The sequence below is a fragment of the Klebsiella sp. MISC125 genome (assembly GCF_051131775.1).
Taxonomy (GTDB): domain Bacteria; phylum Pseudomonadota; class Gammaproteobacteria; order Enterobacterales; family Enterobacteriaceae; genus Klebsiella.
In genome coordinates, this window is record NZ_CP180448.1 from 1,670,845 (window position 1) to 1,695,823 (window position 24,979).

The window sequence follows — 24,979 nt, forward strand, 5'->3', positions numbered from 1 at the left end:
TCAGGGCCTGGCTTTGCTAATGGCTGTGATAGTATTTTTTTGAAACTCTTCAATTAACATGATAGATAAACCATTACAGATCTCGTTTAATTTATAGTCAAAAAATGGAGTTATGGTTGAGCTCACGTTTGTAGAAGACTCATCTGCTATCGATGCATAAAATTTCGCATTATTGACTAAGGCATACAGTTCTTTGGTGTCTTTTTCATATTTATTATCTAACTGGGATAAAGTTTTAGCATCAGTAATACAACGCTGAAATTTCAACATTTTTGGCGGTTGTTCACTCAACTTTTCAGGGCTTTTTTTAATTGACTTTGTACACCCTTGTAAGAAGAGTGTTGAGAGTAAAATTATAGTAATAGAAAGCTTTTTCAATGTGTCCTCCAGGACTTAATCACCAATTGGCGTAAAGTATCAAAAAAGAAATATATGTACTATAGGTTTAAAGATGACGGTGGTGAGTAATAAAAAACAGAAATAATGATTGTGATTTTAAATGGTTGTTATAAAAGGATTTATTTTCTTTTCCTATCAGAGTGGAGACTAACGGTTGGGAAAAAATCAGATTATTTTACTTTATGTAACATTGCCTGTTGATTATTTTTAGCTATTTAATATTTTTTATTCTCTAATGAGATGCTATGATTCAGAATTGTTTTTTAATATAATTAAAAACTCCTGCGTAATGGGGGTGGAAATTAATAATATATTCACCCGCATTAAATAGTGCTTTTTTATATATTTATTTTGTTATGTGGAGTATCGATATGGCAAGACTGTTGATTGAATAGACACTCCGATATCATGTACATACCAGCCAGAATAACTCCCCATAGCCGACGCTTTGCTCAACTATTTTCGGTCATTCCAGTGTTGATTAAGCACAATCAGTATTGCCAACCCTGCCACCATCAGCGCCAGCGCAGCGGAAACCGTTAAGCTTCCCTGAATTCCAAGATGATGATTAAGCCACGCATAGGCAAACGGCGATATGGCTGCCAGCACCTGGGCGGGAATCAACAGAATGCCAGTGCGATGGGCATAATCCTCGGCGGAAAAAAGCTGTAACGGCAGCGTTGCTTTAAATACGGTTGTCAAACCGTTGATTGCGCCATAGCCCAGAACAAATCCTCCGGCCGCCCAGGCCAGATAAGGCCCACTCAGGCCAAGCGCAAAACAGAGCGGCATCAGTGAGGTTGTCAGCAGCGTTAGCCTTAATGGTGTTAATGCTGAACCGGATGCCACTTCAAGAAAGCGAGCACCGGTTTGCCCAATCCCCCACAGCATTCCCACAGCAACAGGAAGTCCGTAGCTGGCAATAAACTCCGGTAAGTGTGTTGAAGTGCCGTTGGAGACAAAGGTGACCAGCGCAATGAGAGATGCATACAGCAGAGCCGGGCGCCGATCGTGGCGGGAAATCGGATTGTGTGGTTTTTTCCGTATTGGCGAGGGGAGTTTATGATTCGGCATAGTCCACAACAGCACGGCACTAACCAGACCAAAAAGGGCGTAGATCTGCAGAGCATGCCGCCAGTCCATCTGCGTCAGTAGCCATGTTCCGAATGGCCAGAAAAGAGCCGAGGCCAATCCTCCGGCCAGAGTCACGCGTGAGATAGTTAGCCTGGCACGCTGTCCGTAAAGATTCACCAGCGCAGCGAACATCGTGTCGTACAGCGCCAGTCGCATGCCGATACCTGTCAATATCCAGGCGGCGAACCAGCTCGTCAGGCCGTGAATTTTTGCCATGATGAGGCAACCCGTTGAGATCATCAACGTGCCGGAGATAACCACCCGTTGGCCGCCAAAGCGGGCCAGTAGTCGGGCGATAAACGGAGAGGTTAGCGCCATCATCAACATCGCAATAGTCAGGCCCAGGTAGATTTGCGTTGCGGCCCAGTTGGTGTCCAGGGCAATAGCTCTGGCGAAAGTCCCGGGCATATAAAACGATATCCCCCAGTTGATCAGTTGATTGCATCCGGCGGCAAGGGTGACAAAGCCTGGCGCGGAGAGTGATTTTTCAGGTGTTTTCATCATCTTCCATTCTGTTACGCTGTTGTCGGCAGCATACCCTGCAAGCCATTGTGCAGGCAGGCCACTTCGTTTATGACCTCTATAAGAGAAACTTTGTGATGATGATGCTCAATCTGGGAAATCTGGCGACGTTTCGCCTGGTGGTACAGCGTGGGAGCTTCTCCGGCGCTGCTGACGTGCTGGGATTATCGCAGCCCGCGGTAAGCCTGCAGGTGCGTCAGCTGGAGCAGTTTCTACAGACGCGATTGATTGAACGAACCGGGCGCGGCATTAAAGCGACGGCGGCCGGAATTGCCTTGCTGGCGCACAGCGAGAAGATTGAGCTGGCGGTGAGCGCGGCGGTGCAATCGGTGAGCGAGTTCAATCGTGAAGTTAGCGGCTCGATAACGCTGGGTACCGGAGCAACTGCCTGTATTCATCTTTTACCTTCGCTGTTGCTAACGCTACGCGAGCGACATCCTCTGCTGAGCGTCGGCGTGACCACCGGTAATACGCTGGATATTGTGCGGGCCGTCGAAGAAAATCGGCTTGATTTAGGGTTGGTTACGCTCCCGGCAACCGGGCGTAACCTGGCGGTGACGCCAGTTATGGATGAAGAATTTGTCTGTATCTTTGCCAGTAATCAGGAGGCGTTACCGCCAGCAGTTACGCCGGAGGTTCTGCAAACTCTGCCGTTAATTGCATTTGAATCGGGCAGCGGAACCCGGGATTTGATTAACGGTTGGTTCCTGGCTGATGGTCGGGCAATCGCGCCAGTGATGCAGTTAGGCAGTATTGAGGCGATTAAGCGCATGGTGCGTGCAGGGCTAGGGTTCAGCATTGTTCCGCGAATGGCGGTGGAACATCCGCAGGATCGTATTGGCTTAAATGTTCAATCACTGTCTCCGCTGCTGTATCGTCAGTTAGGCATAATCATGCGGCAGGATAAAATTATCAGCAAAGGTATTGCTGAGATCCTGCGTTTACTGCAGAAGTTGGAGGCGGCTTAAGCGTAGCGCGTTTTCAACAAAGCAATGGTCGAATCAACCAGCGGGTGGTGTCGCTTGCTGTTCCACGCCGCCGCAGCGGTAACAACCATCTGCTTCTCTTCCAGCGTTTTTATCACCACATTAGCCGGTGCCAGTTTGCGGGTGGAAGCGGGAACCAGCGCGATACCCTGGCCGCAGCTGACAAACGCAATCTGCGAACTGACCGAGCGAACTTCATGCAGGATGCGGGGAGTGAAACCGTGGGTTCGGCATAGCGAGGTGAGTAGATCAAACCAGGCCGGGCTGACCTGGCGTGCTGACATTATCATCGGTTCCTTTGCCAATGCACGCAGGCTGACGCGATGCTGTGAGGCCAGCGGATGATCGGTCGGTAGTGCGACGGCCAGGCGTGACTCTTCCAGCGGCAAAGTAATGATATGGCCTCCCACCTCACTTTCCAGACGCACGAAAGCCAAGTCCAGTTCACCATTCTCCAGCGCGGGGATCGCATCAACGCTATCGATTTCCCGAATAAATATCGTTAGCCCAGGCGTGGCGCGCTTAAGTTCCTCCAGCAACGGGGGCAAGGTCTCCAGCATGGCCGAGGTTATTGCCCCGATATTCAATACCGCCGAGTGGCCTGCGGCTATTTCATCGATGGTTCTGTCCAACTGGCTGAGCTGGTCGGCGAACTGGCGTACCGCGGGCAGTAGTGCGGATCCGGCCGGGCTCAGGCGGGTCCCGCGCCGTGAACGCTCGAACAGCTGGAGTTTCAGCCCGTGCTCCAGGAGCTTGATTTGTTCCGTTAGTGGCGGTTGCGACATCCCCAGACGCAGCGCCGCGCGGCCAAAGTGTTCCTCTTCCGCGACAGCGAGAAACATCCATAGTTGCTTGATACGACGAAAATCAATATTGCTCATAGGCGATATTCTGTTAATAAATTCGTATCACAGAGTTTATTTTATAAGAATTTACATATCAATATGGCTAGTTATTATCTCTGCCCGGAAATGATGAGCAATGAGGTTATGATGAGCATGCAGTCGGAGTTTACCCAGCAGCGTTTGCCTATGACGGTACAGGGCGTTGAGCTTGATATCGCGTCCATTAGCCGCGAAGGAGCAGGGGAGCCGGTGGTTTTTCTTCACGGTTTTGGCTCCAGCAAGGAAGATTACGTTGATTTCGTGCGCCATCAAGCCTTTGAGGGTCAGCCGTTTATTGCCTGGGATGCACCCGGCTGTGGTGAGAGTCAATGCGCCGATTACAGCAAGATGGGGTTACCCTTTCTGCTTGAGACGGCGTTGAAGGTGATTTCCCATACGGGGTTTACGCATTTTCACTTGGTCGGGCATTCAATGGGAGGATTAACGTCGCTTCTGCTGGCGCACGCTTTTCCCGAGCGAGTGCTAAGTTTTGTGAATATTGAGGGCAATATCGCGCCGGAAGACTGCTTTTTGAGCCGACAAATTGTGCAATATGCTGAGTTGGACGCGGAACGTTTCTTCGCGCGTTTTATTGAACGCACTCGCCACTCGCCAGCCTGGGCCAGCGCGCTCTACGCCAGCAACCTGCGGCAGAAGGTTCGCACTGAGGCGGTGCCGGGGATTTTCTCTTCGATGGTGGATTATTCTGACCACGGTGAGCTAATGGCGAAATTCCTCAATTTACCGTGTCCAAAAATGTTTATGTACGGCGACCAGAATGCCAGCCTGAGCTATTTATCTTCTATTGCCCGCCGTGGTGTAACGCTGGCAGAAATTCCGCATTGCGGACATTTCCCAATGTATTCAAACTCGCTGGAGATGTGGCGACAGATAGCTTTATTGCAACAGGTCGCACGGTATCAGGATGAATAAAACGCCATCTTCACAACTGGTCGGCGTGCTATTTTCCGTGTGCGCGGCTTTTGGTTTCTCGTTTAAGGCAATATTTGTCAAGCTTGCCTATGAGCAGGCAACGGTCGATGCCATCACTTTGCTCATGCTGCGGATGACCCTATCGTTACCTTTCGTTATCCTGATTGCTCTACGGGGGCTGCGTAGCGGCAGTCCTCTACAGCGTCGTGATTATCTGCTGCTACTGTTGCTGGGAATAGTGGGATATTACGGTTCGGCGATCCTGGATTTTATGGGGCTGCGCTATATTACTGCCGGGCTTGAACGTCTGATCTTATTTACCTACCCGGCGCTCACTATTCTGATGGGCGTCCTGTTTTTGGGTAAGCGTTTTGAAAAAAAGGTACTCCTGGCCTTAGCGCTTTCCTGGTCGGGAATTCTGCTGGCGTTTGTCCACGATCTGCAGATTAGTGGCGATATGCATAGCCTGGCTCTCGGTGGCGGTCTGGTTGCCGCCGCGGCCCTACTGTATGCCATTTATAATGCCGGGTCAGAGGTGGCAATCAGGCGTATGGGGTCGATGAAATTCTCTGTTCTTGCCTTGCTGGTTTCATCCCTTGCCACGCAAACCCATTTTTATATTGCGCAACCGTTATCCGTGCTTAACCTACCGTGGCAGGTATACCTATGGTGTGGCGCGATGGCGCTCTTCTCAACCGTATTACCGATCTTCTGGCAGTCGGCGGCCGTGCAACGCATTGGTGCCGAGCGCGCCGTCCTGATCGGTCTTCTGGGACCGATGCTGACAATATTCTTTAGCTGGTGGTTACTGGGGGAACCCATTTCGCTGGCGCAAATAGCGGGCACGCTGTTGGTGATGGCGGGTGTACTGGTCGTGATTCGTCACTAAGGATGTTGAGTGTTTACTTCTGCTCAGGCGCTTTTGCTGAACCTGAAGGCTCAACGGTGATGGTCGATTGCTGCGATTGTTTCTTGTCCTGATGATGATGCCAGGCGCCGATAGAGGAGTAGACAAAACGTCCAAAAAAGAAGATAAAGCTGATTAGCAGTACGATACGGGTCATGCGACGGTTAAATCGATGTCGTTTACGCATACTGGGTGCCTGACTCACAAAAGGTTCCTTGAAGTATACCCGCAGGGCGGGCGATATGCGTATTAAGGCACAGGAAAGCGGTGGGGTCAATTGATGCGGATGTAAAAATCCGACGGTCAAAACATTAATTAATGTTATATAAGATGATTGTCGTATTTACATGCTTTCTGTTTATGGCGTTTGAGTGCTAAAAAATAAGCTTTATTAATATTTGCTGCGTGATTTTTTGATTTATATCAATCGCCTGTTCTCACTGATAACTAAAATCTCCAGCCAGTTCCGCGTTATTATTTTGGCGCGATTATGATGGTTGGTCGGATGCCTGCCTGAATATACCCTGCAGGATTTAGGGTTATCTGTTGAGCATCTATGAGCTTAATTAAACTTTACAGGCAATATCGGGATAAATGGTGGGCGCTACCGCTCGTCCTACCCACGTTTTTGCTTCCTATATCAAGATGGGCCAATACCGTTGCTGTGCTGAATGGTAATGATGTCTCTCTCTACTATTTACCCCTGGGATTAGTCCTTAGCCTGATGCTTTTTTTTGGTTGGGCTGCGTTGCCGGGGATCGTGCTTGGTCTGCTACTTTCCATTACGTATGGTATGACGCCGGAAGATTCCATTGGCGTCATTTTCCACTTCCTCATTCCGACCGTGCTGTGCTGGGGCGGTTATCGTATTTTTGTGCCCCGCAGGCAGCAAATCTCTCACGGTAACGTCGGACTGATGCCCCACCGATTGTTCTGGCAGATGCTGCTACCATCGCTGATTTTTCTGGTTCTCTCTCAACTTGCCGAATACCTCGGTATTCATCCTCGTGCCACGGGGCTGTTGGGCGTAAATCCCTTTAGTTTACGTACGTTAATCACTTTTCAGGCATTGATGGTGGGGTGTTTGACCGGTATACCGTTGTGCTATTTTTTGATTAGAATTATCCGAAATCCACTCTATATCCGTGGATTTATTTCTCAGGTTCGCCTGCAAATTGACCCGAAAATAAAATGCCTTGAGATCATTTTATGGGCAGCAGCATTGTTAGTGTTATTAGTTTTACTATTAATGCCATTGAACAGTTCTAGTACTATTTTTAGCACAAACTATACGTTGTCATTACTTATGCCGGTGATGTTATGGGGGGCGATGCGCTTTGGTTATCGGTTCATTTCATTGATTTGGTCGCCGGTTTTGATTGTTATAATTCACTTCCATTATCAATACTTGCCGCTTTCTCCGATTTATAACAATCAGCTGGCTATTACCTCCTCTAGTTATCTGGTTTTCTCTTTTATTATCGCCTACATGGCGATGTTGGCGACTCAGCAGAGGGCTATCTACGCTCGCGTGCGCCGAATGGCCTTTCTTGACCCGGTTGTTCACTTGCCCAATTTGCGCGCGTTGAGCCGCGCGTTGAATCATTCATCCTGGTCAGTGCTGTGCCTCTTACGTATTCCTGAGCTGGAAATATTAGGCCGCCATTATGGCGTTCTGTTGCGTATTCAATACAAGCAGCAACTGGCAGAGTCACTTGGCGGGTTTTTGATGCCGGGGGAGGATGTCTATCAGATGGCCGGGCATGAGCTGGTGGTCCGCCTCAACAGTGAAGACCACCAGCAGCGAATTCCCCTGTTGTATGAGCATCTCAAAAAGTTTCGTTTTGTCTGGAATGGTATGCCGCTGCAGCCCCCGGTGGGGTTTAGCTATTGCAACGTTCGCTCCCCGGTGGTTCATCTGCATTTACTGCTTGGCGAGCTCAATAGCGTTGCCGACCTTTCGCTGGCGACCGGGAGTCCGGAAAACTTGCAGCGCCGCGGTGCTATCAATTTACAGCAAGAGTTGAAAGACAAAGTTGCGATAATGAACCAGCTGGTGAAGGCGTTGGAACAGGATAGATTCCTTCTGATGGCGCAACCGATCGTTGGCATTCGTGGTGATAGTTATCATGAAGTCTTACTCCGAATGCTGGATGACAGCGATAAGATAATCATGCCGGACGTTTTTTTACCGGTAGCGCATGAGTTTGGCCTCTCTGCGCGCATTGATAGCTGGGTTCTGGAGCATACGCTCATCTTTATGGACAAGCAGCGCAAGAAGCTGCCGGGGATGCGCCTGGCGATTAATATCTCACCTTTTTCAGTGAGTAATAGCCATTTTCATCATCAGGTAAAAGCGCTGCTGGAACGTTATGACATCGAACCCTGGCAGATTATTTTTGAGTTGACCGAGAACCATTCGCTGACCAATCCTGAGCAGGCGCGACAAACCCTGGCGCACTTGCAGGATATGGGCTGTCGCGTGGCTATTGATGACTTTGGTACCGGTTATGCCAGCTATGCGCGGCTAAAAACAATGAATGCTGATCTGCTGAAAATAGACGGTAGCTTTATTCGTAATCTGCTGACCAGCAGCCTGGACTATCAGGCTGTCGCATCCATTTGTCTTCTGGCACGAATGAAAAATATGCAGGTGGTGGCGGAATATGTTGAAACGGCGGAGATTCGTCAGGCGGTGATTTCTCTGGGAATCGATTATATGCAGGGCTACGATATCGGTAAACCCGCACCGCTTGAGCGACTTGCCGACGGTTGAACATTATTGAATGGGCCGGTCAGTCCGGCCCATATGATGTGGATTAAGGCACTATATCAGGCTGTTCTTCTTCGCTAATCTTCAGCCACCAGTCCGGAACGCCTTCCCAGTACTCCTGCTCTTTTTCCAGATCGAGCAGCACCAGCGCATTTTGACTAAACCAGTCATGGGGGAAAACCAGCGTCCAGTGGTTAGCTTCGGTCTTCAGCGTTAAGGTCGGCGGCGTTGTCGTCGCCTGACGCTGATTATTCAGCAGCACGCCAAGGCGCAGGAGCTGGATCAGCGGCAGAAACTGCTTTTTCTTAAACAGCGTAAAACGCGGCAAATCATCCAGCTTGATCGCTTTACGGTGATAGCGAACTAACGTCGCCATCAGCATTTGCTGTTCCTGATTAAAGCCCGGCAGGTCGCTGTTTTGCAGGATATAAGCCGAGTGACGATGCATACCGCTGTGGTTAATATTCAGGCCGACTTCGTGCAGCATGGTTGCCCACTTCAGTAGCGCCGCGAGATGTGGATTGGCAAGCTTAGGGTTCTGCTCCTGCCACTGCTCAAACATATGCGTGGTTGTCTCCAGCACCCGACGCGCCTGTTCGCGGTCGATGTTGTACTGGTTAGCCAGACTTTGCGCGGTGCGGCTACGAATATCCTGATGGCGGAAACGTCCCTCCATTTCGTACAGGACGCCTTCGCGCAGCGCACCGTCGGACAGGCGCAGTTCCTTAATCGCCAGCGCATCGAACACGCCGCAGAGAATAGCCAGGCCTGGCGCGAAAACGGCTTTTCGGTCTTCAGAAAGCCCCGGCAGGCTAAGAGAGTCGAAATTTTTATATTTCAGCAGCTCTTCGACCAGCATTTCGAGGCGTTCAGGGGTAATAAAGCCATCTTTCTCGCCCATAGCGACCAGCACTTCATGAGCAGCTTTAATGGTGCCAGAGGCTCCGAGGGCGACGTTCCAACCCTGAATGCGGAACTGCCAGGCCAGCGTTTCCAGTTTCTGTACCGCCGACAGGCGCGCGCGCTGGAAATTCTCTTTGCTGATAATACCGCCAGGGAAATAGACCTGGGAAAAGCTTACACAGCCCATGCGACGGCTTTCCACCAGGCGAGGTTCGAAATCCTCGCCAATAACCAGCTCGGTAGAGCCGCCGCCGATATCGATAACCAGTTTACGGCCTCGTTCTGGCTGCGTGTGCTCAACACCCATAAAAATCAGGCGCGCTTCTTCGTTACCAGGGATTATCTCTATCGGATAGGGGATAACCTTTTCTGCGCGCTTGAGGAACTCAGCTGCGTTTACTGCCTGGCGTAACGTGTGCGTCCCGACGATGCAGACGCTGGAGGGGGAAAAACCCTGCAGGCGTTCAGCAAATAGCGACAGGCAGTTCAGCCCGCGCGTAATGGCTTCTTCGCTCAGCACAGAGTTTTCATCCAGACCATCGGCCAGATGCACCCGCTGTTTAAGGCGACCGATGATCTGCATTGCCCCGTCAACGACGCGGGCGATCACCATATGAAAACTGTTCGAACCAAGGTCGACCGCAGCAAACTCCTGTGGCCGAGGGGTTTTTTCGTTTATTGGCATAGGTTAGTCGGGCTGTTCGAGTGATTTGAGATAGTCGTAAATCGCCGTTTGCGCGCGTACTTTACGGCGATTGCCGCGCGGCACGTAGCGATTACTCAGTTCTTTATCAAGATAGCGTGCTTTGACCGTATCGTTGAACAAGAGATCGAAAATATCCAGCACGCGCTGTTTTAGTCTTGGATCCAGCAGCGGCGCGGCGACCTCAATACGATAATCGATATTACGCGTCATCCAGTCCGCAGACGATAACCAAACCTGCTTATCGCCGCCATTTTCAAAGAAATAGACGCGGTCATGCTCAAGGAAGCGGTCAACGATACTGGTTACGCGAATATTGTCGCTGATACCTTCTAGTCCAGGGATCAGAGAACACATGCCGCGAATCAGCAGATTAACCGGCACGCCGGAGCTTGACGCAGCGTACAGGCGATCGACCAGGCCTTTATCGACCAGGTTGTTCAGCTTCAGGGAGATTCCGCAAGGTAGACCATTCTGCGCGTTAGCGATTTCACGGTCGATCATTTCATACAGCAGGCGGCGGGAGTTCTGCGGTGAAACCAACAGATAATCGAAGCTGACCGGACGGTATGGGTTTTCGATAAAGTTAAATACCCGACGAACTTCATTAGTGATGCGCGCATCGGCGGTCAGTAACGAATAGTCGGTGTAAAGACGCGCAGTTTTTTCGTTGAAGTTGCCGGTACCGATATGCGCATAGCGCACAACTTCATCACCCTCTTTACGGGAAACGAGGAACAGTTTGGCGTGAATTTTCAGCCCAGGCGCCGAGAAGATAACGTGCACGCCGGCTTCGGTCAGACGTTTGGCCCAATGAATATTGGCCGCTTCGTCGAAACGTGCCTGCAGTTCTACCACCACGGTGACTTTCTTGCCGTTGTGAGCGGCATGGATCATGGAATCAATAATCCGCGAATCTTTAGCCACGCGGTAAATGTTGATTTTGATAGCCAATACGTTCGGGTCGAAAGAGGCCTGACGCAGCAGTTCGAGCACGTGTTCAAAGGTGTGGTACGGATAATAGAGCAGCACGTCGCGTTCGCGAATCGCGTCAAATCCGTTGCGGAACTTATCGAACCACAAATGACGCAGGCGCGGCATCGGCTTGTTGACCAGATTGGCTTTGCCAACATTTGGGAAGCCGATAAAGTCTTTAAAGTTGTGGTAGCGTCCACCCGGCAGCATGGAGTCGTAGTTGGAGATAGAGAGCTTATCGCGCAGCATTTCGACCATTGCGTCAGGCATATCGCGCTGATAGACAAAACGTACCGGTTCTGCGGTCAGGCGCTGCTTCAGACTGGAGGACATCAGTTCCATTAGGCTCGATTCCATCTCGTGCACCAAATCATATTCGGCATCACGGGTCATTTTCATCGAGTAGGCATTCAGCGCGTCGTAATCGAAGAAGCCTTTAAAGATATCATCCAGGCAGTAGCGCAGAATGTTATCCAGCAGGATCATTGGCTTACGGCGGCGAGGCGCTTCTGGCGGCAGGTTCACAAAACGGGGAACCTTATCTGACGGAATTTCTAACAGCGCGTAATTGATAGTATCCCCGCGGATGATCTCTACCGCCAGATAGGTGTAATCATCTTTCAGAAATTGCACCAAATCCGTTTCACGATTAATCAGGATCGGCGAAATGTGCTGGCGAAGATAGAGTTTGAAGTAATTTCGCAGCCAGGACTGCTGGTTGACGGAGAGTTGACGCTCGTTAATCAGAAAAATTTGGTTACGCGCCATTTCCAGCAGCAGCTCGTTATACAGACCATCAAATTCCTGATCGGCCTTAAGTACGCGCGCCTGGATTTTGCCTAGCAGGTGACGAGAGTGGGCGGTGCTGCCTTGCTCTTCGCTGATGATGATGCGGCGCTTTAGCTCGGCGAACCGCACTTTATAAAATTCATCGAGGTTGTTGGAGTAGATTCCCAAAAAACGCATGCGCTCAATCAGCGGGTTGCTTTTGTCCGCCGCTTCCTGAAGTACGCGCTCGTTAAAGGACAACCAGCTGAGTTCTTTTTCGATGTATAGCTTTTCCTGGCCCATTACAACTCACACTCCGTTTTACTCACAGGACATAGACTATTATGACGAAATTTTCCGCATAGCGATTCACTGTGTCACAACAATATGACAGTAAGAAGAACTATTTCTTCGACATGATTGATTGTTATACGATTTTAATCAAAAAAAAGCCCCGCATGGATAAAACGCAGGGCGATGGGTTATTCTTCAGCGGCGTAGCCCTGGGGCGGTAGCTTTATTTCGTCGAGCCAGGCTTCGTTCCCCTCTGAGCGCAGGCGGCCTTCGATAAACCAGCTGATAGCGAGCGGATAGATATCATGCTCCTGAGCCTGTACGCGAGCGGTGATGTCGTCCTCGGTATCTTCGGCGAAAACCGGCACCTTAGCCTGTAAAACGACCGGCCCGCCGTCCAGTTCGTCGGTAACGAAATGCACCGATGTCCCATGTTCCTCGTCGCCATTTTCCAGCGCCTGGCGATGAGTGTGCAGGCCCGGATATTTTGGCAGCAGGGAAGGGTGGATATTCAGCAGGCGCCCATGATAGTGAGCGACAAACGCCGGGCTGAGAATGCGCATATAGCCGGCCAGTACCACCAGATCCGGCGCATAAGCGTCAATCTCGTGCATCAGTTCGCGATCGAAAGCTTCACGATTAGCGAACTCGCTGGCGGTGAGCGCATGAGCCGGAATATTGGCCTCACGTGCGCGCTCAAGGCCGAACGCATCGGCCTTGTTGCTGAAGACTGCTCGCAGGGTGCCGTTGATTTTTTTCCGGGCGCAGGCGTCAATAATGGCCTGTAGATTACTGCCGTTGCCGGAAATCAGCACCACGATGTTTTTCATTCAATGACCACACGCTGTTCGGAATCAGAGGCTTTGATATAACCCATTTTCCACGCCTTTTCACCTTTCTCATTCAGGAAGGCGATGGCTTTGTCCGCAGCTTCAGCAGGGAGGGCGATAACCATGCCCACGCCGCAGTTAAAGGTACGATACATCTCATGGCTGCTGACGTTACCGGCAGTTTGCAGCCAGTTGAACACTTCAGGCCACTGCCATGAAGACTCATCGATGACTGCCTGAGTGTTGTCCGGCAGAACGCGCGGGATATTTTCCCAGAAACCGCCGCCAGTCAGGTGGGCGATGGCGTGAACGTCAACGTTAGCAATCAGGTCGAGAATGGATTTCACATAGATGCGGGTCGGGGCCAGCAGGTGATCCGCCAGTGACTTACCGTTGAGATCGGTAGTTTGCGGGTCAACGCCGCTCACTTCGATAATTTTACGCACCAGAGAGTAACCGTTAGAGTGCGGGCCACTGGAGGCCAGAGCCACCAGCACATCGCCATCGGCCACTTTGCTGCCGTCGATAATTTCTGATTTTTCTACCACGCCGACGCAGAAACCCGCCACGTCGTAATCTTCGCCATGGTACATACCTGGCATTTCCGCCGTTTCGCCACCAACCAGCGCGCAACCGGACTGTAAGCAACCTTCGGCGATACCGCTGATCACGCTGGCTGCGGTATCCACATCCAATTTCCCGGTCGCGTAGTAATCCAGGAAGAACAGCGGCTCAGCGCCCTGAACGACCAGGTCATTTACGCACATGGCGACCAGATCGATACCGATCGTGTCGTGACGCTTCAGATCCATCGCCAGACGCAGCTTGGTACCGACGCCGTCAGTACCAGAAACCAGCACCGGCTCGCGGTACTTCTGCGGCAATGCGCACAGTGCGCCGAATCCGCCCAGTCCACCCATCACTTCCGGGCGACGGGTTTTCTTCACCACGCCCTTAATACGGTCGACGAGAGCGTTGCCTGCATCAATATCTACGCCGGCATCTTTATAGCTGAGAGAGGTTTTATCGGTCACTGCGAAGTCTCCACGCGTTTGCGGTAGCAATAAAAAACGGCGCAATTCTAACAGGGAAAGCAAACGTTTGCGAGCCTGCTTTGCAGTCGACGTAAAACAGTCGCTATGTGCGCAAATTTGATACTGTTCACGAAAATGAAACCGGGTACATTCTTCTGCTTGCCACTGGGCCAGGGAATCACCATCATGCCAATGAAACCGGTTTCTTTTTTATCAATAACAGATAAACCGTGAGTTGGGTGGGATTTAGTGAGGGAGTTGAGGATGAAAATTGCCGCATTTGATATTGGTGGCACGGCGTTAAAAATGGGCGTAATGACCCGAGAAGGCGCGCTGTTGGATAAAGGTAAACAGTCAATAAGCGACAGCGATGGCGACCAGATTCTGCAGGCGATGCTGGCGTGGATTGCTGCTCATCCAGAATGTGAAGGGGTGGCTATCAGCGCTCCCGGTTATGTGAATCCGCACACTGGCTTTATCGAAATGGGCGGCGCCATCCGTAAATTTGATAATTTCGCCATTAAAACCTGGCTCGAAGAGCAAGTGCGTTTGCCGGTCGCCATTGAAAATGACGCTAACTGTGTGCTGCTGGCCGAGCGCTGGCAGGGCAAAGCCGCAGAAATGGCTAATTTCCTGGTTCTGACCATTGGCACCGGTATCGGCGGAGCGATTTTCTGTAATAACCAACTGGTGCATGGCGCGCGTTTTCGCGCCGGTGAATTTGGCTATATGCAAACGGCGCGTCCCGGTACCCGAGATGTGCGGCGCTACTCGATGAATGAAAACTGCACACTGCGCGTTCTGCGCCATCGCTATGCTGAACATATCGGTAAAGCGCTGGATGAAGTGACCGGTGAAGAAATTTTTGACCGCTACGATGCCGGCGACGCCACCTGTCGGCGTCTGGTTTCCGAATTTTTTAACGGTCTCGGCACCGGGCTTTATAACCTCGTCAACGTGTTCGACCCGCAAACGATTTTAATCGGCGGTGGGATCGTTGAACGACCGGGCCTTCTGGCGCTGCTGCGCGAACATCTGGCCTGGTTTGGCATTGCGGACTATATCGACACCGTCAGCCACGGCAACGACGCCGGGCTGGTCGGCGCTGTTTACCATTTCAATCAGCAATATCGGTCGCATAGCGGCGACTGCGCATAGATAGGGAGAGAACATGTCTGGATTCAAAGAAGGTTTTCTGTGGGGCGGTGCGGTCGCAGCGCATCAGCTGGAAGGCGGCTGGAAAGAGGGCGGTAAAGGTGCCAGCGTCGCCGATGTGATGACCGCAGGCGCGCACGGCGTGCCGCGCGAAATCACCGATGGCGTGCAGCCGGGGAAAAACTACCCCAATCATGAGGCGATTGATTTTTACCATCGCTATAAAGATGACATTCAGCTGTTTGCCGAAATGGGCTTTAAATGCTTCCGTACCTCAATTGCCTGGACGCGTATCTTCCCGCTGGGCGATGAGCTGGAACCGAACGAAGCTGGACTGCAGTTTTACGACGATCTCTTTGATGAGTGCCTAAAGCACGGCATCGAACCGGTGATTACGCTCTCCCACTTCGAAATGCCGTACCACCTGGTGACGGAATATGGCGGCTGGCGTAACCGTAAGCTGATTGATTTCTTCGTTCGCTTTGCGCAGGTCGTGTTTACCCGCTATCAGCATAAAGTGAAGTACTGGATGACCTTTAACGAGATCAACAATCAGGCGAACTTCCACGAAGATTTTGCGCCATTTACTAACTCCGGACTGAAATATCTGCCGGGTGAAGACCGCGAGCCGGTCATGTATCAGGCGGCGCACTATGAGCTGGTTGCCAGCGCCCTGGCGGTTAAAGTGGCTCGCGAAATTAATCCGACATTGCAGATTGGCTGCATGATCGCCATGTGCCCGATTTACCCGCTTAGCTGTGCGCCCAACGATATGATGATGGCGATGAACGCCATGCATCGTCGCTACTGGTTCACTGATGTTCACGTGCGCGGCAAATATCCTCAGCACCTGCTGAACTACTTCGAGCGTCGTGGTTTTGCGCTGGATATTACCGAAGAAGATCGCGTGGCGCTGACTCAGGGCTGTGTCGACTATATCGGCTTTAGTTACTATATGTCGTTCGCCACCAAAGCGACCGAGGATAATCCGCAGCTGGATTATGATGAAACCACCAGCCTGGTTTCCAATCCGTACGTGCAGAAGTCGGACTGGGGCTGGCAGATTGACCCGGTCGGGCTGCGCTACTCCCTGAACTGGTTCTGGGATCACTACCAGCTGCCGCTGTTTATCGTCGAGAATGGTTTTGGCGCTATCGACGTGCGCGAGGCTGATGGCTCGGTGGATGACCAATATCGTATCGACTACCTCTCTGCGCATATTGCCGAGATGAAAAAAGCAGTTGTTGAAGACGGCGTTGACCTGATGGGTTACACCCCGTGGGGCTGTATCGACCTTGTCTCGGCGGGCACTGGCGAGATGAAAAAACGCTACGGCTTTATCTATGTTGATAAAGATAATGAAGGCAACGGTACGCTTGAGCGTAGCCGCAAGAAATCTTTTGCCTGGTATCAGCAAGTTATCGGCAGCAACGGCGAAAAGCTGTAAATTGCCGCAAAGCCCCATCCAGCCCCGCGTTCGCGGGGTTTTTTTATTTTGTCTTATACTGGCTCAGGCAGCGTAAAGCATTTTGGTTGATCCCGGTCAAACATATCGGCTATGGCGTAAAAGGTAAAAGGCGGTATAATCCGGCGATTTTTTTTGTGGCTGCCCCTCAGAGGAGAAAGAGAATGAAGATCGTGGAAGTGAAACACCCACTCGTCAAACACAAGCTGGGCCTGATGCGCGAGCACGACATCAGCACCAAACGCTTCCGTGAACTCGCCTCAGAAGTGGGCAGCTTACTGACTTATGAAGCCACTGCCGATCTGGCGACCGAGAAAGTCACGATCGAAGGCTGGAACGGTCCGGTAGAAGTCGAGCAAATCAAAGGTAAGAAAATTACCGTTGTGCCGATCCTGCGCGCAGGTCTGGGAATGATGGAAGGCGTGCTTGAGCATGTGCCGAGCGCGCGTATCAGCGTCGTGGGCATCTACCGTGACGAAGAAACCCTCGAGCCGGTTCCTTACTTCCAGAAGCTGGTGTCCAATATTGACGAACGTATGGCGCTGGTAGTTGACCCGATGCTGGCAACCGGCGGTTCAATGATCGCGACTATCGACCTGTTGAAAAAAGCGGGCTGCACCAGCATTAAGGTGCTGGTTCTGGTGGCCGCGCCGGAAGGTATCGCCGCGCTGGAGAAAGCGCATCCGGATGTGGAAATGTACACCGCGTCAATTGACCAGGGGCTTAACGAGCACGGATACATTATTCCGGGGCTCGGCGATGCCGGCGATAAGATTTTTGGTACGAAATAAATGATGAAGTAGAAAAAGCCGACTTTGATAGTCGGCTTTTTTTTGAATAAAACACACCAACAACAACCAACAAACGACTCTCAGAGGAAAATGCCATGACGCGCCGTGCTATCGGGGTGAGTGAAAGACCGCCGCTTTTACAGACAATCCCGCTTAGTTTGCAACATCTGTTCGCCATGTTTGGCGCAACGGTACTGGTGCCCGTTCTGTTTCATATCAACCCGGCCACGGTACTGCTGTTTAACGGCATCGGAACGCTGTTATATCTTTTCATCTGCAAAGGCAAAATCCCGGCTTACCTTGGATCGAGCTTTGCCTTTATTTCCCCGGTACTGCTGTTGTTGCCGCTGGGCTACGAAGTTGCCCTCGGCGGCTTTATCATGTGCGGCGTGCTGTTTTGCATCGTCTCTTTTATTGTCAAAAAAGCCGGTACCGGCTGGCTGGATGTGATGTTCCCCCCGGCGGCGATGGGCGCGATTGTTGCGGTTATCGGGCTGGAGCTGGCGGGCGTTGCGGCGAACATGGCCGGACTGCTGCCTGCGGACGGGCAAGCTCCAGATACCAGGACTATTATCATTTCGATGGTGACGCTGGGCGTGACGGTATTCGGTTCGGTGCTGTTTCGCGGTTTCATGGCGATTATCCCGATTTTGATCGGCGTACTGGTGGGCTACGCGCTCTCTTTTGTAATGGGCGCTGTCGATACCACGCCTATCGCCGAGGCTCACTGGTTCGCGCTGCCGACCTTCTACACGCCGCGCTTTGAATGGTTTGCGATTTTCACCATTCTGCCTGCCGCGCTGGTCGTCATCGCCGAGCACGTTGGGCACTTAGTCGTGACGGCGAATATCGTCAAAAAAGATCTGCTCCGCGATCCGGGCCTGCATCGTTCGATGTTTGCTAATGGGTTTTCGACCGTTATCTCGGGCTTTTTTGGCTCGACGCCAAACACCACCTACGGTGAGAATATCGGCGTGATGGCGATTACCCGCGTTTACAGTACCTGGGTTATCGGCGGGGCGGCGATTATTGCGATTCTGCTCTCCTGCGTTGGCAAGCTGGCGGCAGCAATCCAGATCATTCCGCTACCGGTCATGGGCGGCGTGTCTCTGCTGCTGTACGGCGTGATCGGCGCGTCGGGTATTCGCGTGCTGATTGAATCAAAAGTGGATTACAACAAAGCGCAGAACCTGATTCTGACCTCCGTTATCCTGATCATCGGCGTTAGCGGTGCGAAGGTGCATATTGGTGCCGCAGAATTGAAAGGTATGGCGCTGGCGACCATCGTGGGTATCTGCCTGAGCCTGATCTTCAAACTGATCAGCGTTCTGCGCCCGGAAGAGGTTGTTCTCGACGCGGCGGACAGCGAAGAAGCAAAACATTGATCCTTATACCGGGCGGCGATCCCGCCCGGTTCTCTCCTTACCTATTTGTGTGCTAAACTCTTCGCGTTTTTCTGAAAGCCTATGTTGAGGTCCATCTGAACGCACCGGCACAGCTCTCTTTGCCACTGTATCTTCCCGATGATGAAACTTTCGCGAGTTTCTGGCCGGGCGATAATCCTTCTCTTCTTGCTGCCCTTCAGAACGTGCTGCGGCAGGAACATAGCGGATACATCTATATCTGGTCACGCGAAGGGGCGGGGCGCAGCCATTTATTGCACGCCGCCTGCGCGGAACTCTCCCAGCGTGGCGACGCGGTGGGCTACGTTCCTTTGGATAAACGGACGTGGTTTGTGCCAGAAGTGCTGGACGGAATGGAGCAGCTATCGCTGGTTTGCATCGATAATATTGAATGCGTGGCGGGCGATGAACTGTGGGAAATGGCGATCTTCGATCTCTATAACCGGATCCTTGAATCGGGCAAAACCCGGTTGCTGATTACCGGCGATCGGCCTCCGCGCCAACTCAAACTGGGGCTGGCGGATTTGGCATCGCGCCTCGATTGGGGGCAAATCTACAAGCTGCAGCCGCTATCAGATGAAGATAAGCTTCAGGCACTGCAGCTGCGTGCCAGATTGCGCGGTTTCGAGATGCCGGAAGATGTGTGTCGTTTTCTACTTAAGCGGCTGGATCGCGAAATGCGCTCGCTGTTTATGACTCTCGATCAGCTCGATCACGCCTCGATTACCGCTCAGCGCAAATTGACGATCCCGTTCGTGAAAGAAATCCTGAAGCTTTAGGCTGCGCCGCAACGTTCAAATCCGTTACGGCGTTGCTTTTAGCTGACAATTTCCAGAACTTGCTCAGGTGGGCGGCCGATTCTTGCTTCGCCGTGGCTCACTACGATAGGCCGTTCAATCAGCTTTGGATTGTCGATCATCGCCTGGATTAGCGCATCTTCGCTAAGCTGTGGGTTAGCGAGATCCAGCGATTTATACAGATCTTCTTTCTGGCGCATCAATTCACGAGCGCTGGCCATCCCCAACATCTTCAGCAGCTGACGCAGCGTAGCGGCGTCCGGCGGCGTCTCCAGATAGAGCACTACTTCAGGATCGATGCCGTTAGCTTTCAGCAGGCTTAATGTGTCGCGACTCTTGGAGCAGCGAGGGTTGTGATAGATTTTGACCGTATCGGACATGAGATCTCCTTACATTTTCTGGTACGGTTTGAAGCGTTCTTGCAGCTGGCGCAGCTGATCGATGCGCGCATCGTAGCGAGCCTGTTGCAAACTGCCTAATTTCACCTGCGAGCTGGCGCTGCTGAGCAGCGTAATGGCCTGATCGAGTCGGCCAACCAGCGCCATGCCTTCAGCCCGTGCCGCCAGCTCCTGATCGCGATTGCCCAGCTTGGCTTCCGCTTGCGCCAGTAAATCCCAGCCGTTGATGTCATCTTTATAATTAAAAGTGTAGCGATTAAGGATATTCGCCGCTTCTGCCGGTTGCCCGCCTTCCAGCAAGGCGTTGGCAAGGTTTAATTGCAGCACCGGATTGGTTCGCAGCTCACGGGCACTTTTCAGGCGATTAATCGCCTCCGTCGCTTTCTTCTGCCCAAGGTCAATATCGGTTGCCAGGTCAAGATACCAGGCATTTTGCGAATCGGCACTCAGCAGCGGTTGCAGCGTTTTGCGCGCCAGATCGTAATTGTTATTACCCATCGCCAACAGGGCGCGACCGTATTGTGCAGCATGCTGTTCGCGGATATTACCTTTCTCCCAGCTGCTTAGCAGATCATTGCCCAGCTTGTTGTCGCCGGAGGTGTACATGCCAAGCGTACGGGCTTTCGCCAGATAGAAGTCAGCCGAGGACTGGACGACGACCGGGCGCATTTGGTTTGCGCGGTTGCGGGCGTCGGACAGACGGCTTTCCGGCAGGGGGTGCGTCAGCAGCATTTCCGGCGGACGAGTAGAGTAGCGCGATTCATCAAGCAGCTTGCCCATAAATGCCGGCATCGCCTGCGGATCGAAACCAGAACGCTGAAGAACCTGAATACCAATGCGGTCGGCCTCTTCTTCGTTTTGCCGGGTAAAGCTGATCATTCCCTGTTGGGTTCCCGCCAGGGTCCCGGTGAGCGCCGCCATCCCGGCCTGCGGACTTGCCATCGCAAGCAGAATCGATCCCAGCGCGCCGACCCAGGTCAGCGGAGCGTTACGCTTTTGGTCTTCCATCGCGCGGGCAAGGTGGCGCTGGGTGACGTGAGAAATTTCGTGCGCCATGACCGACGCCAGCTCGCTTTCGTTATCGGAATAGCGGAAAAGAGCCGAGTGCAGCACAACGTTACCGCCGAAGAATGCAAAGGCGTTAATTTGATCGTTATTGATCAGATAAAAGTGGAACGGCGTTCGCACTGAATTGGCGTGCGAAACCAGACGCATACCTAAGCCGTTAATGTATTGCACCAGCAGCGGGTCATTGATTAGCGGTGCGCTGCCGCGCAGCTGGCGTACGTAGTAATCCCCCATCTGCATTTCCTGGCCAATGGAGAGCGTGCTTCCTGCGGAGGTGCCCATGTCCGGCAGGGTGTCTGCGGAGTCGGCAAAAGCAGGTAATATCGAACCCAGCGTCAGCGACGCTATGACGGTTGCCACCAGCGTTTTCTTCAACTGCCTGAACATAACCTCAATCCTGTAATGTAGGTGTGCCAGTTTGACCGATTGTGCGGCGTAATGTTCCCTGACCGCAAGCAAGTTCAGCGAGTTTAGCCGTCGTTAGCGGCGTTGCAAATATCATATTCACCCGGTCATTAATGTTTGTGGTTTTACCCATAAAAAGCGAAGTCTTTTTTGTGACATTTCGATACAATTCCCGAGATTGTTACAGCTTTGCTCTTCAGGGAAGGGTTTTATGCTTCAGATGTTAATGCAGTGGTACCGCCGTCGGTTCAGCGATCCGGAGGCGATAGCGCTGCTGGTCATTTTGCTGGCCGGTTTCGGCATTATGTTTTTCTTCAGCGGCCTGCTGGCACCTCTATTAGTGTCCATCGTGCTGGCCTATCTGCTTGAATGGCCAACGGTCAGGCTGGAGCGTATCGGTTTTTCTCGTACCTGGGCCACCTCGGTGGTCCTGATTCTGTTCGTCGGCATTCTGCTATTGATGGCGTTTGTGGTGATGCCGGTTGCCTGGCAGCAGGGCATTTATCTGATTCGTGATATGCCGGGGATGCTGAACAAACTTTCTGATTTTGCCGCGACGGTGCCGCGCCGCTATCCGGCCTTAATGGATGCCGGAATTATCGACGCCATGGCGGAGAATATGCGCGGGCGGATGTTAACCGTCGGTGATTCGGTAGTGAAATATTCGCTTGCCTCGCTGGTCGGGCTGCTGACTTTGGCTGTCTATCTGGTATTGGTGCCGCTGATGGTTTTCTTTCTGCTGAAAGACAAAGAGCAGATGCTTAACGCCGTGCGCCGTGTGCTGCCGCGCAATCGCGGACTGGCAGGGCAGGTGTGGAAAGAGATGAACCAGCAAATTACCAACTATATTCGCGGTAAGGTGCTGGAGATGATCGTCGTCGGCGTGGCGACGTGGATCGGTTTTATCCTTTTCGGGCTTAACTATTCATTGTTGTTGGCGGTGCTGGTTGGGTTTTCAGTACTGATTCCCTACATTGGCGCTTTTGTGGTTACCATTCCAGTGGTCGGCGTGGCGCTGTTTCAGTTTGGCGCGGGCACCGAATTCTGGAGCCTGTTCGCGGTTTACCTGATTATTCAGGGGCTGGATGGCAACCTGCTGGTGCCGGTGCTGTTCTCCGAAGCCGTTAACCTGCACCCGCTGGTGATTATTCTGTCGGTGGTTATCTTCGGCGGCCTGTGGGGATTCTGGGGCGTGTTCTTCGCGATTCCACTGGCGACGCTAATCAAAGCGGTGGTGCATGCCTGGCCGGATGGCCTGATAGTGGAAGATACAGAAGAAGAGAATTAGCGCAACGCTTACTGATGAGCGGCAAAAAAAGACGCCGGGCGGTTTGAAACCGACCCGGCGTCTTGCGTTTGTCTGCGCGTCAGGCGTTTTCTTTCAGCCAGTTCAGCACCACGTCGTGGTGATTGCTGGTTTTGAAATCATCAAACACATGTTCGATTTTGCCGTCGGCATCGATGAGGAAGCTCGTACGGTGAATACCGTCGTAGGTTTTCCCCATAAACGTTTTTTCACCCCAGATGCCAAACTGTTCGCATACCTGATGATTCTCGTCAGACAGCAAAGTAAAGTTCAGCAGCTCCTTTTCGGCGAAGCGGGAGAGTTTTTCTGGTTTATCAGTACTGATACCCAGTACTTCAACGCCTGCTTTTTTCAGGTCGTCCATATTATCGCGTAAACCGCACGCTTGTACGGTGCAGCCCGGGGTCATGGCTTTCGGGTAAAAATAAACCAGAACACGCTGTCCCTGGAAGTCGGTCAAATTTACTTCCTCGCCGTCCTGGTCTGGTAAGCTAAATTTCGGTGCAATGTCACCGGCTTTCAGTGGGTTCATTACTCAAACTCCATCCTGTTCATCATGCTGTGAATAATTAACGATGTTAATACTGCCTTGTGCATTCAGTTCTGTACATAGGGCTTTGAACGCTTGTTCGATATTTGATGCATTTTGCGTAGTCGGGCTATGGGCGGTGATTTGGATAAAAAGCTGCGCTGAATCGTCGTTCGCTCCCGGTTGGGTGCGGGAAACCAGCTCGGCAATGTTCATTTTCCACGTATCGCACAGGGCAGTAAATCGCTCAATAATATGCGGCGAATCCGGCACCTCAACCTGAACCCAGACGGTGTTTTGCATCGCCTGATGCGGCCTTGCGGTTGTACGCTTCATTACGATCAGCAGATCAAGCTCGGCACCTTTCAGCGGCAGAGTCGATTCAATCAGGTTAATCGCATTCCACGAGCCGGAGAGCAGCATGATAAACGTAAACTCGTCACCAAGCATGGCCAGCCGGCTGTCTTCGATATTACAGCCGCAGCTGCTGACGTGGCGAGTGATTGTATTCACGATGCCAGGGCGATCAGCACCCAACGCGGTAATAACCAGATAGTGTTGTAATGAGGCTGTCAAACCTGTTCTTCCTTTAAAAAGGTGAGGTAACATTAGGAAAGCATAAAAAAAACCGGCATACAACATCCCTGATGGCATCGGGTCTCTTGCTTTTATTGCAGCACCAAACGTAACATTGAGAATCTTGTCCCACTTCTGCTCTGAGGATGGCCCATGTTTACGGGAAGTATTGTAGCGCTTATCACGCCGATGGATGAAAACGGTAACGTCTGCCGGTCAAGCCTGAAAAAACTGATTGATTACCATGTCGCCAGCGGTACCTCGGCGATCGTTTCGGTAGGCACTACCGGAGAGTCCGCAACATTGAGCCATGAAGAGCATGGTGACGTAGTTATGCAGACGCTGGAGCTGGCTGACGGACGCATCCCGGTTATCGCGGGTACCGGTGCAAATGCAACCGCAGAGGCGATTAGCCTGACCAAGCGGTTTAACAATAGCGGTGTGGTTGGCTGCCTGACGGTTACGCCTTATTACAACCGTCCGACCCAGGAAGGTCTGTTCCAACACTTTAAAGCTATTGCAGAACATACTGACCTGCCGCAAATCCTGTATAATGTGCCGTCCCGTACCGGCTGCGATATGTTGCCGGAAACCGTCGGTCGTCTGGCGGAAGTTAAAAATATTATCGGTATTAAGGAAGCGACGGGGAACTTAAGTCGCGTTCATCAGATCAAAGAGCTGGTTTCAGATGACTTTATTCTGCTGAGCGGCGATGACGCGACCGGAATGGACTTTATGCAGCTTGGCGGTCACGGCGTGATTTCCGTAACCACAAACGTTGCGGCGCGCGAAATGGCTGAAATGTGCCGACTGGCTCTGGCTGGTCAATTCGCCGAAGCTCGGGCGATTAATCAGCGTCTGATGCCGTTGCATACAAAATTATTTGTCGAACCCAACCCTATCCCGGTCAAATGGGCATGTAAGGCGTTGGGTCTTGTGGCGACCGATACGCTACGCCTGCCGATGACCCCGATTACCGAAAACGGTACTAAGGTTGTCACCGCAGCGTTGAAGCATGCCGGTTTGCTGTAAAGTTTAGGG

The 24,979-nt window shown here is 52.0% G+C and carries 22 protein-coding genes and 1 pseudogene; 11 read left to right on the forward strand and 12 right to left on the reverse strand.

What is annotated here, in order from left to right:
• Positions 1–378 (reverse strand): hypothetical protein, encoded by a 378-nt coding sequence (locus ACMYSL_RS07980; protein WP_110272129.1) that lies wholly within the window; start codon positions 376–378, stop codon positions 1–3.
• 477 nt (positions 379–855) lie between these two features.
• Positions 856–2,034 (reverse strand): MFS transporter, encoded by a 1,179-nt coding sequence (locus ACMYSL_RS07985; RefSeq protein ID WP_434663980.1) that lies wholly within the window; start codon positions 2,032–2,034, stop codon positions 856–858.
• Between the two features lie 72 nt (positions 2,035–2,106).
• Here ACMYSL_RS07985 and ACMYSL_RS07990 point away from each other — a divergent pair.
• Positions 2,107–3,023: pseudogene (locus tag ACMYSL_RS07990) on the forward strand (LysR family transcriptional regulator).
• Here the strand turns inward: ACMYSL_RS07990 and ACMYSL_RS07995 are convergent.
• Positions 3,020–3,922 (reverse strand): LysR substrate-binding domain-containing protein, encoded by a 903-nt coding sequence (locus ACMYSL_RS07995; RefSeq protein WP_182207534.1) that lies wholly within the window; start codon positions 3,920–3,922, stop codon positions 3,020–3,022. The pseudogene ACMYSL_RS07990 and the gene ACMYSL_RS07995 sit on opposite strands and share 4 nt — an antisense overlap.
• A 63-nt stretch (positions 3,923–3,985) precedes the next feature.
• Between ACMYSL_RS07995 and ACMYSL_RS08000 the strand changes: the two genes are divergently transcribed.
• Together ACMYSL_RS08000 and ACMYSL_RS08005 are read left to right on the forward strand one after the other, a co-directional pair.
• A complete protein-coding gene (locus tag ACMYSL_RS08000; RefSeq protein ID WP_434662116.1) occupies positions 3,986–4,858 on the forward strand; it encodes an alpha/beta fold hydrolase in 873 nt (290 codons plus the stop codon).
• Positions 4,851–5,747: a DMT family transporter gene (locus tag ACMYSL_RS08005; protein WP_434662118.1), complete on the forward strand. Its 897-nt coding sequence runs from the start codon at positions 4,851–4,853 to the stop codon at positions 5,745–5,747. Before ACMYSL_RS08000 ends, ACMYSL_RS08005 begins: the two co-directional genes overlap by 8 nt.
• Positions 5,748–5,760: 13 nt before the next feature.
• Here ACMYSL_RS08005 and ACMYSL_RS08010 read toward each other — a convergent pair whose 3' ends face one another.
• Complete coding sequence (locus tag ACMYSL_RS08010) at positions 5,761–5,952, reverse strand: YfgG family protein (protein ID WP_182207662.1); 192 nt, start codon at positions 5,950–5,952, stop codon at positions 5,761–5,763.
• A gap of 369 nt (positions 5,953–6,321) precedes the next feature.
• On the opposite strand from ACMYSL_RS08010, the gene ACMYSL_RS08015 reads away from it, so the two are divergent.
• A complete protein-coding gene (locus ACMYSL_RS08015) occupies positions 6,322–8,541 on the forward strand; it encodes an EAL domain-containing protein (protein ID WP_434662120.1) in 2,220 nt (739 codons plus the stop codon).
• Positions 8,542–8,584: 43 nt separating this feature from the next.
• On the opposite strand, the gene ppx is transcribed toward ACMYSL_RS08015, so the two are convergent.
• From ppx to purM, 4 genes are all read right to left on the reverse strand, one after another.
• The gene (gene ppx / locus ACMYSL_RS08020) at positions 8,585–10,126 is read right to left on the reverse strand and encodes an exopolyphosphatase (RefSeq protein WP_434662122.1); all 1,542 of its coding nucleotides are present in this window, start codon (positions 10,124–10,126) and stop codon (positions 8,585–8,587) included.
• A 3-nt stretch (positions 10,127–10,129) separates the two neighbouring features.
• Positions 10,130–12,190 (reverse strand): polyphosphate kinase 1, encoded by a 2,061-nt coding sequence (ppk1, locus tag ACMYSL_RS08025; protein ID WP_110272135.1) that lies wholly within the window; start codon positions 12,188–12,190, stop codon positions 10,130–10,132.
• A 179-nt stretch (positions 12,191–12,369) separates the two neighbouring features.
• The gene (purN, locus tag ACMYSL_RS08030) at positions 12,370–13,011 is read right to left on the reverse strand and encodes a phosphoribosylglycinamide formyltransferase (protein WP_434662123.1); all 642 of its coding nucleotides are present in this window, start codon (positions 13,009–13,011) and stop codon (positions 12,370–12,372) included.
• Complete coding sequence (purM, locus tag ACMYSL_RS08035; protein WP_112215485.1) at positions 13,008–14,045, reverse strand: phosphoribosylformylglycinamidine cyclo-ligase; 1,038 nt, start codon at positions 14,043–14,045, stop codon at positions 13,008–13,010. Before purM ends, purN begins: the two co-directional genes overlap by 4 nt.
• A 264-nt stretch (positions 14,046–14,309) precedes the next feature.
• Between purM and bglK the strand changes: the two genes are divergently transcribed.
• The 5 genes from bglK to ACMYSL_RS08060 all read left to right on the forward strand — a co-directional run bounded on the left by bglK (position 14,310) and on the right by ACMYSL_RS08060 (position 19,638).
• A complete protein-coding gene (gene bglK / locus ACMYSL_RS08040) occupies positions 14,310–15,203 on the forward strand; it encodes a beta-glucoside kinase BglK (protein ID WP_434662124.1) in 894 nt (297 codons plus the stop codon).
• Positions 15,204–15,216: 13 nt separating this feature from the next.
• Entirely contained in the window at positions 15,217–16,647 is a 1,431-nt protein-coding gene (locus ACMYSL_RS08045) for a 6-phospho-beta-glucosidase (protein ID WP_434662126.1), read from the forward strand.
• Between the two features lie 182 nt (positions 16,648–16,829).
• Positions 16,830–17,456, forward strand: coding sequence for a uracil phosphoribosyltransferase (gene upp, locus ACMYSL_RS08050; RefSeq protein ID WP_110272141.1), 627 nt, complete (start codon positions 16,830–16,832; stop codon positions 17,454–17,456).
• A gap of 95 nt (positions 17,457–17,551) precedes the next feature.
• Positions 17,552–18,841 carry a uracil permease gene (gene uraA / locus ACMYSL_RS08055; RefSeq protein WP_434662128.1) on the forward strand — a complete coding sequence of 430 codons (1,290 nt, stop codon included), beginning with the start codon at positions 17,552–17,554 and terminating at the stop codon, positions 18,839–18,841.
• A gap of 95 nt (positions 18,842–18,936) precedes the next feature.
• Entirely contained in the window at positions 18,937–19,638 is a 702-nt protein-coding gene (locus tag ACMYSL_RS08060) for a DnaA inactivator Hda (protein WP_220022280.1), read from the forward strand.
• 38 nt (positions 19,639–19,676) lie between these two features.
• On the opposite strand, the gene arsC is transcribed toward ACMYSL_RS08060, so the two are convergent.
• Both arsC and bepA read right to left on the reverse strand, forming a co-directional pair.
• The gene (arsC, locus tag ACMYSL_RS08065; protein WP_110272144.1) at positions 19,677–20,036 is read right to left on the reverse strand and encodes an arsenate reductase (glutaredoxin); all 360 of its coding nucleotides are present in this window, start codon (positions 20,034–20,036) and stop codon (positions 19,677–19,679) included.
• Between the two features lie 9 nt (positions 20,037–20,045).
• On the reverse strand, positions 20,046–21,509 hold the full coding sequence (gene bepA / locus ACMYSL_RS08070; RefSeq protein WP_182240298.1) for a beta-barrel assembly-enhancing protease: 1,464 nt from the start codon (positions 21,507–21,509) through the stop codon (positions 20,046–20,048).
• A 229-nt stretch (positions 21,510–21,738) separates the two neighbouring features.
• On the opposite strand from bepA, the gene ACMYSL_RS08075 reads away from it, so the two are divergent.
• Entirely contained in the window at positions 21,739–22,815 is a 1,077-nt protein-coding gene (locus tag ACMYSL_RS08075) for an AI-2E family transporter (protein ID WP_434662131.1), read from the forward strand.
• 79 nt (positions 22,816–22,894) lie between these two features.
• Here ACMYSL_RS08075 and bcp read toward each other — a convergent pair whose 3' ends face one another.
• Complete coding sequence (bcp, locus tag ACMYSL_RS08080) at positions 22,895–23,365, reverse strand: thioredoxin-dependent thiol peroxidase (RefSeq protein ID WP_112215491.1); 471 nt, start codon at positions 23,363–23,365, stop codon at positions 22,895–22,897.
• A gap of 3 nt (positions 23,366–23,368) precedes the next feature.
• Positions 23,369–23,938 carry a glycine cleavage system transcriptional repressor gene (locus ACMYSL_RS08085; RefSeq protein WP_167492732.1) on the reverse strand — a complete coding sequence of 190 codons (570 nt, stop codon included), beginning with the start codon at positions 23,936–23,938 and terminating at the stop codon, positions 23,369–23,371.
• A gap of 153 nt (positions 23,939–24,091) precedes the next feature.
• On the opposite strand from ACMYSL_RS08085, the gene dapA reads away from it, so the two are divergent.
• Positions 24,092–24,970, forward strand: coding sequence for a 4-hydroxy-tetrahydrodipicolinate synthase (gene dapA / locus ACMYSL_RS08090; RefSeq protein ID WP_112215492.1), 879 nt, complete (start codon positions 24,092–24,094; stop codon positions 24,968–24,970).
• Positions 24,971–24,979: the final 9 nt, after the last annotated feature.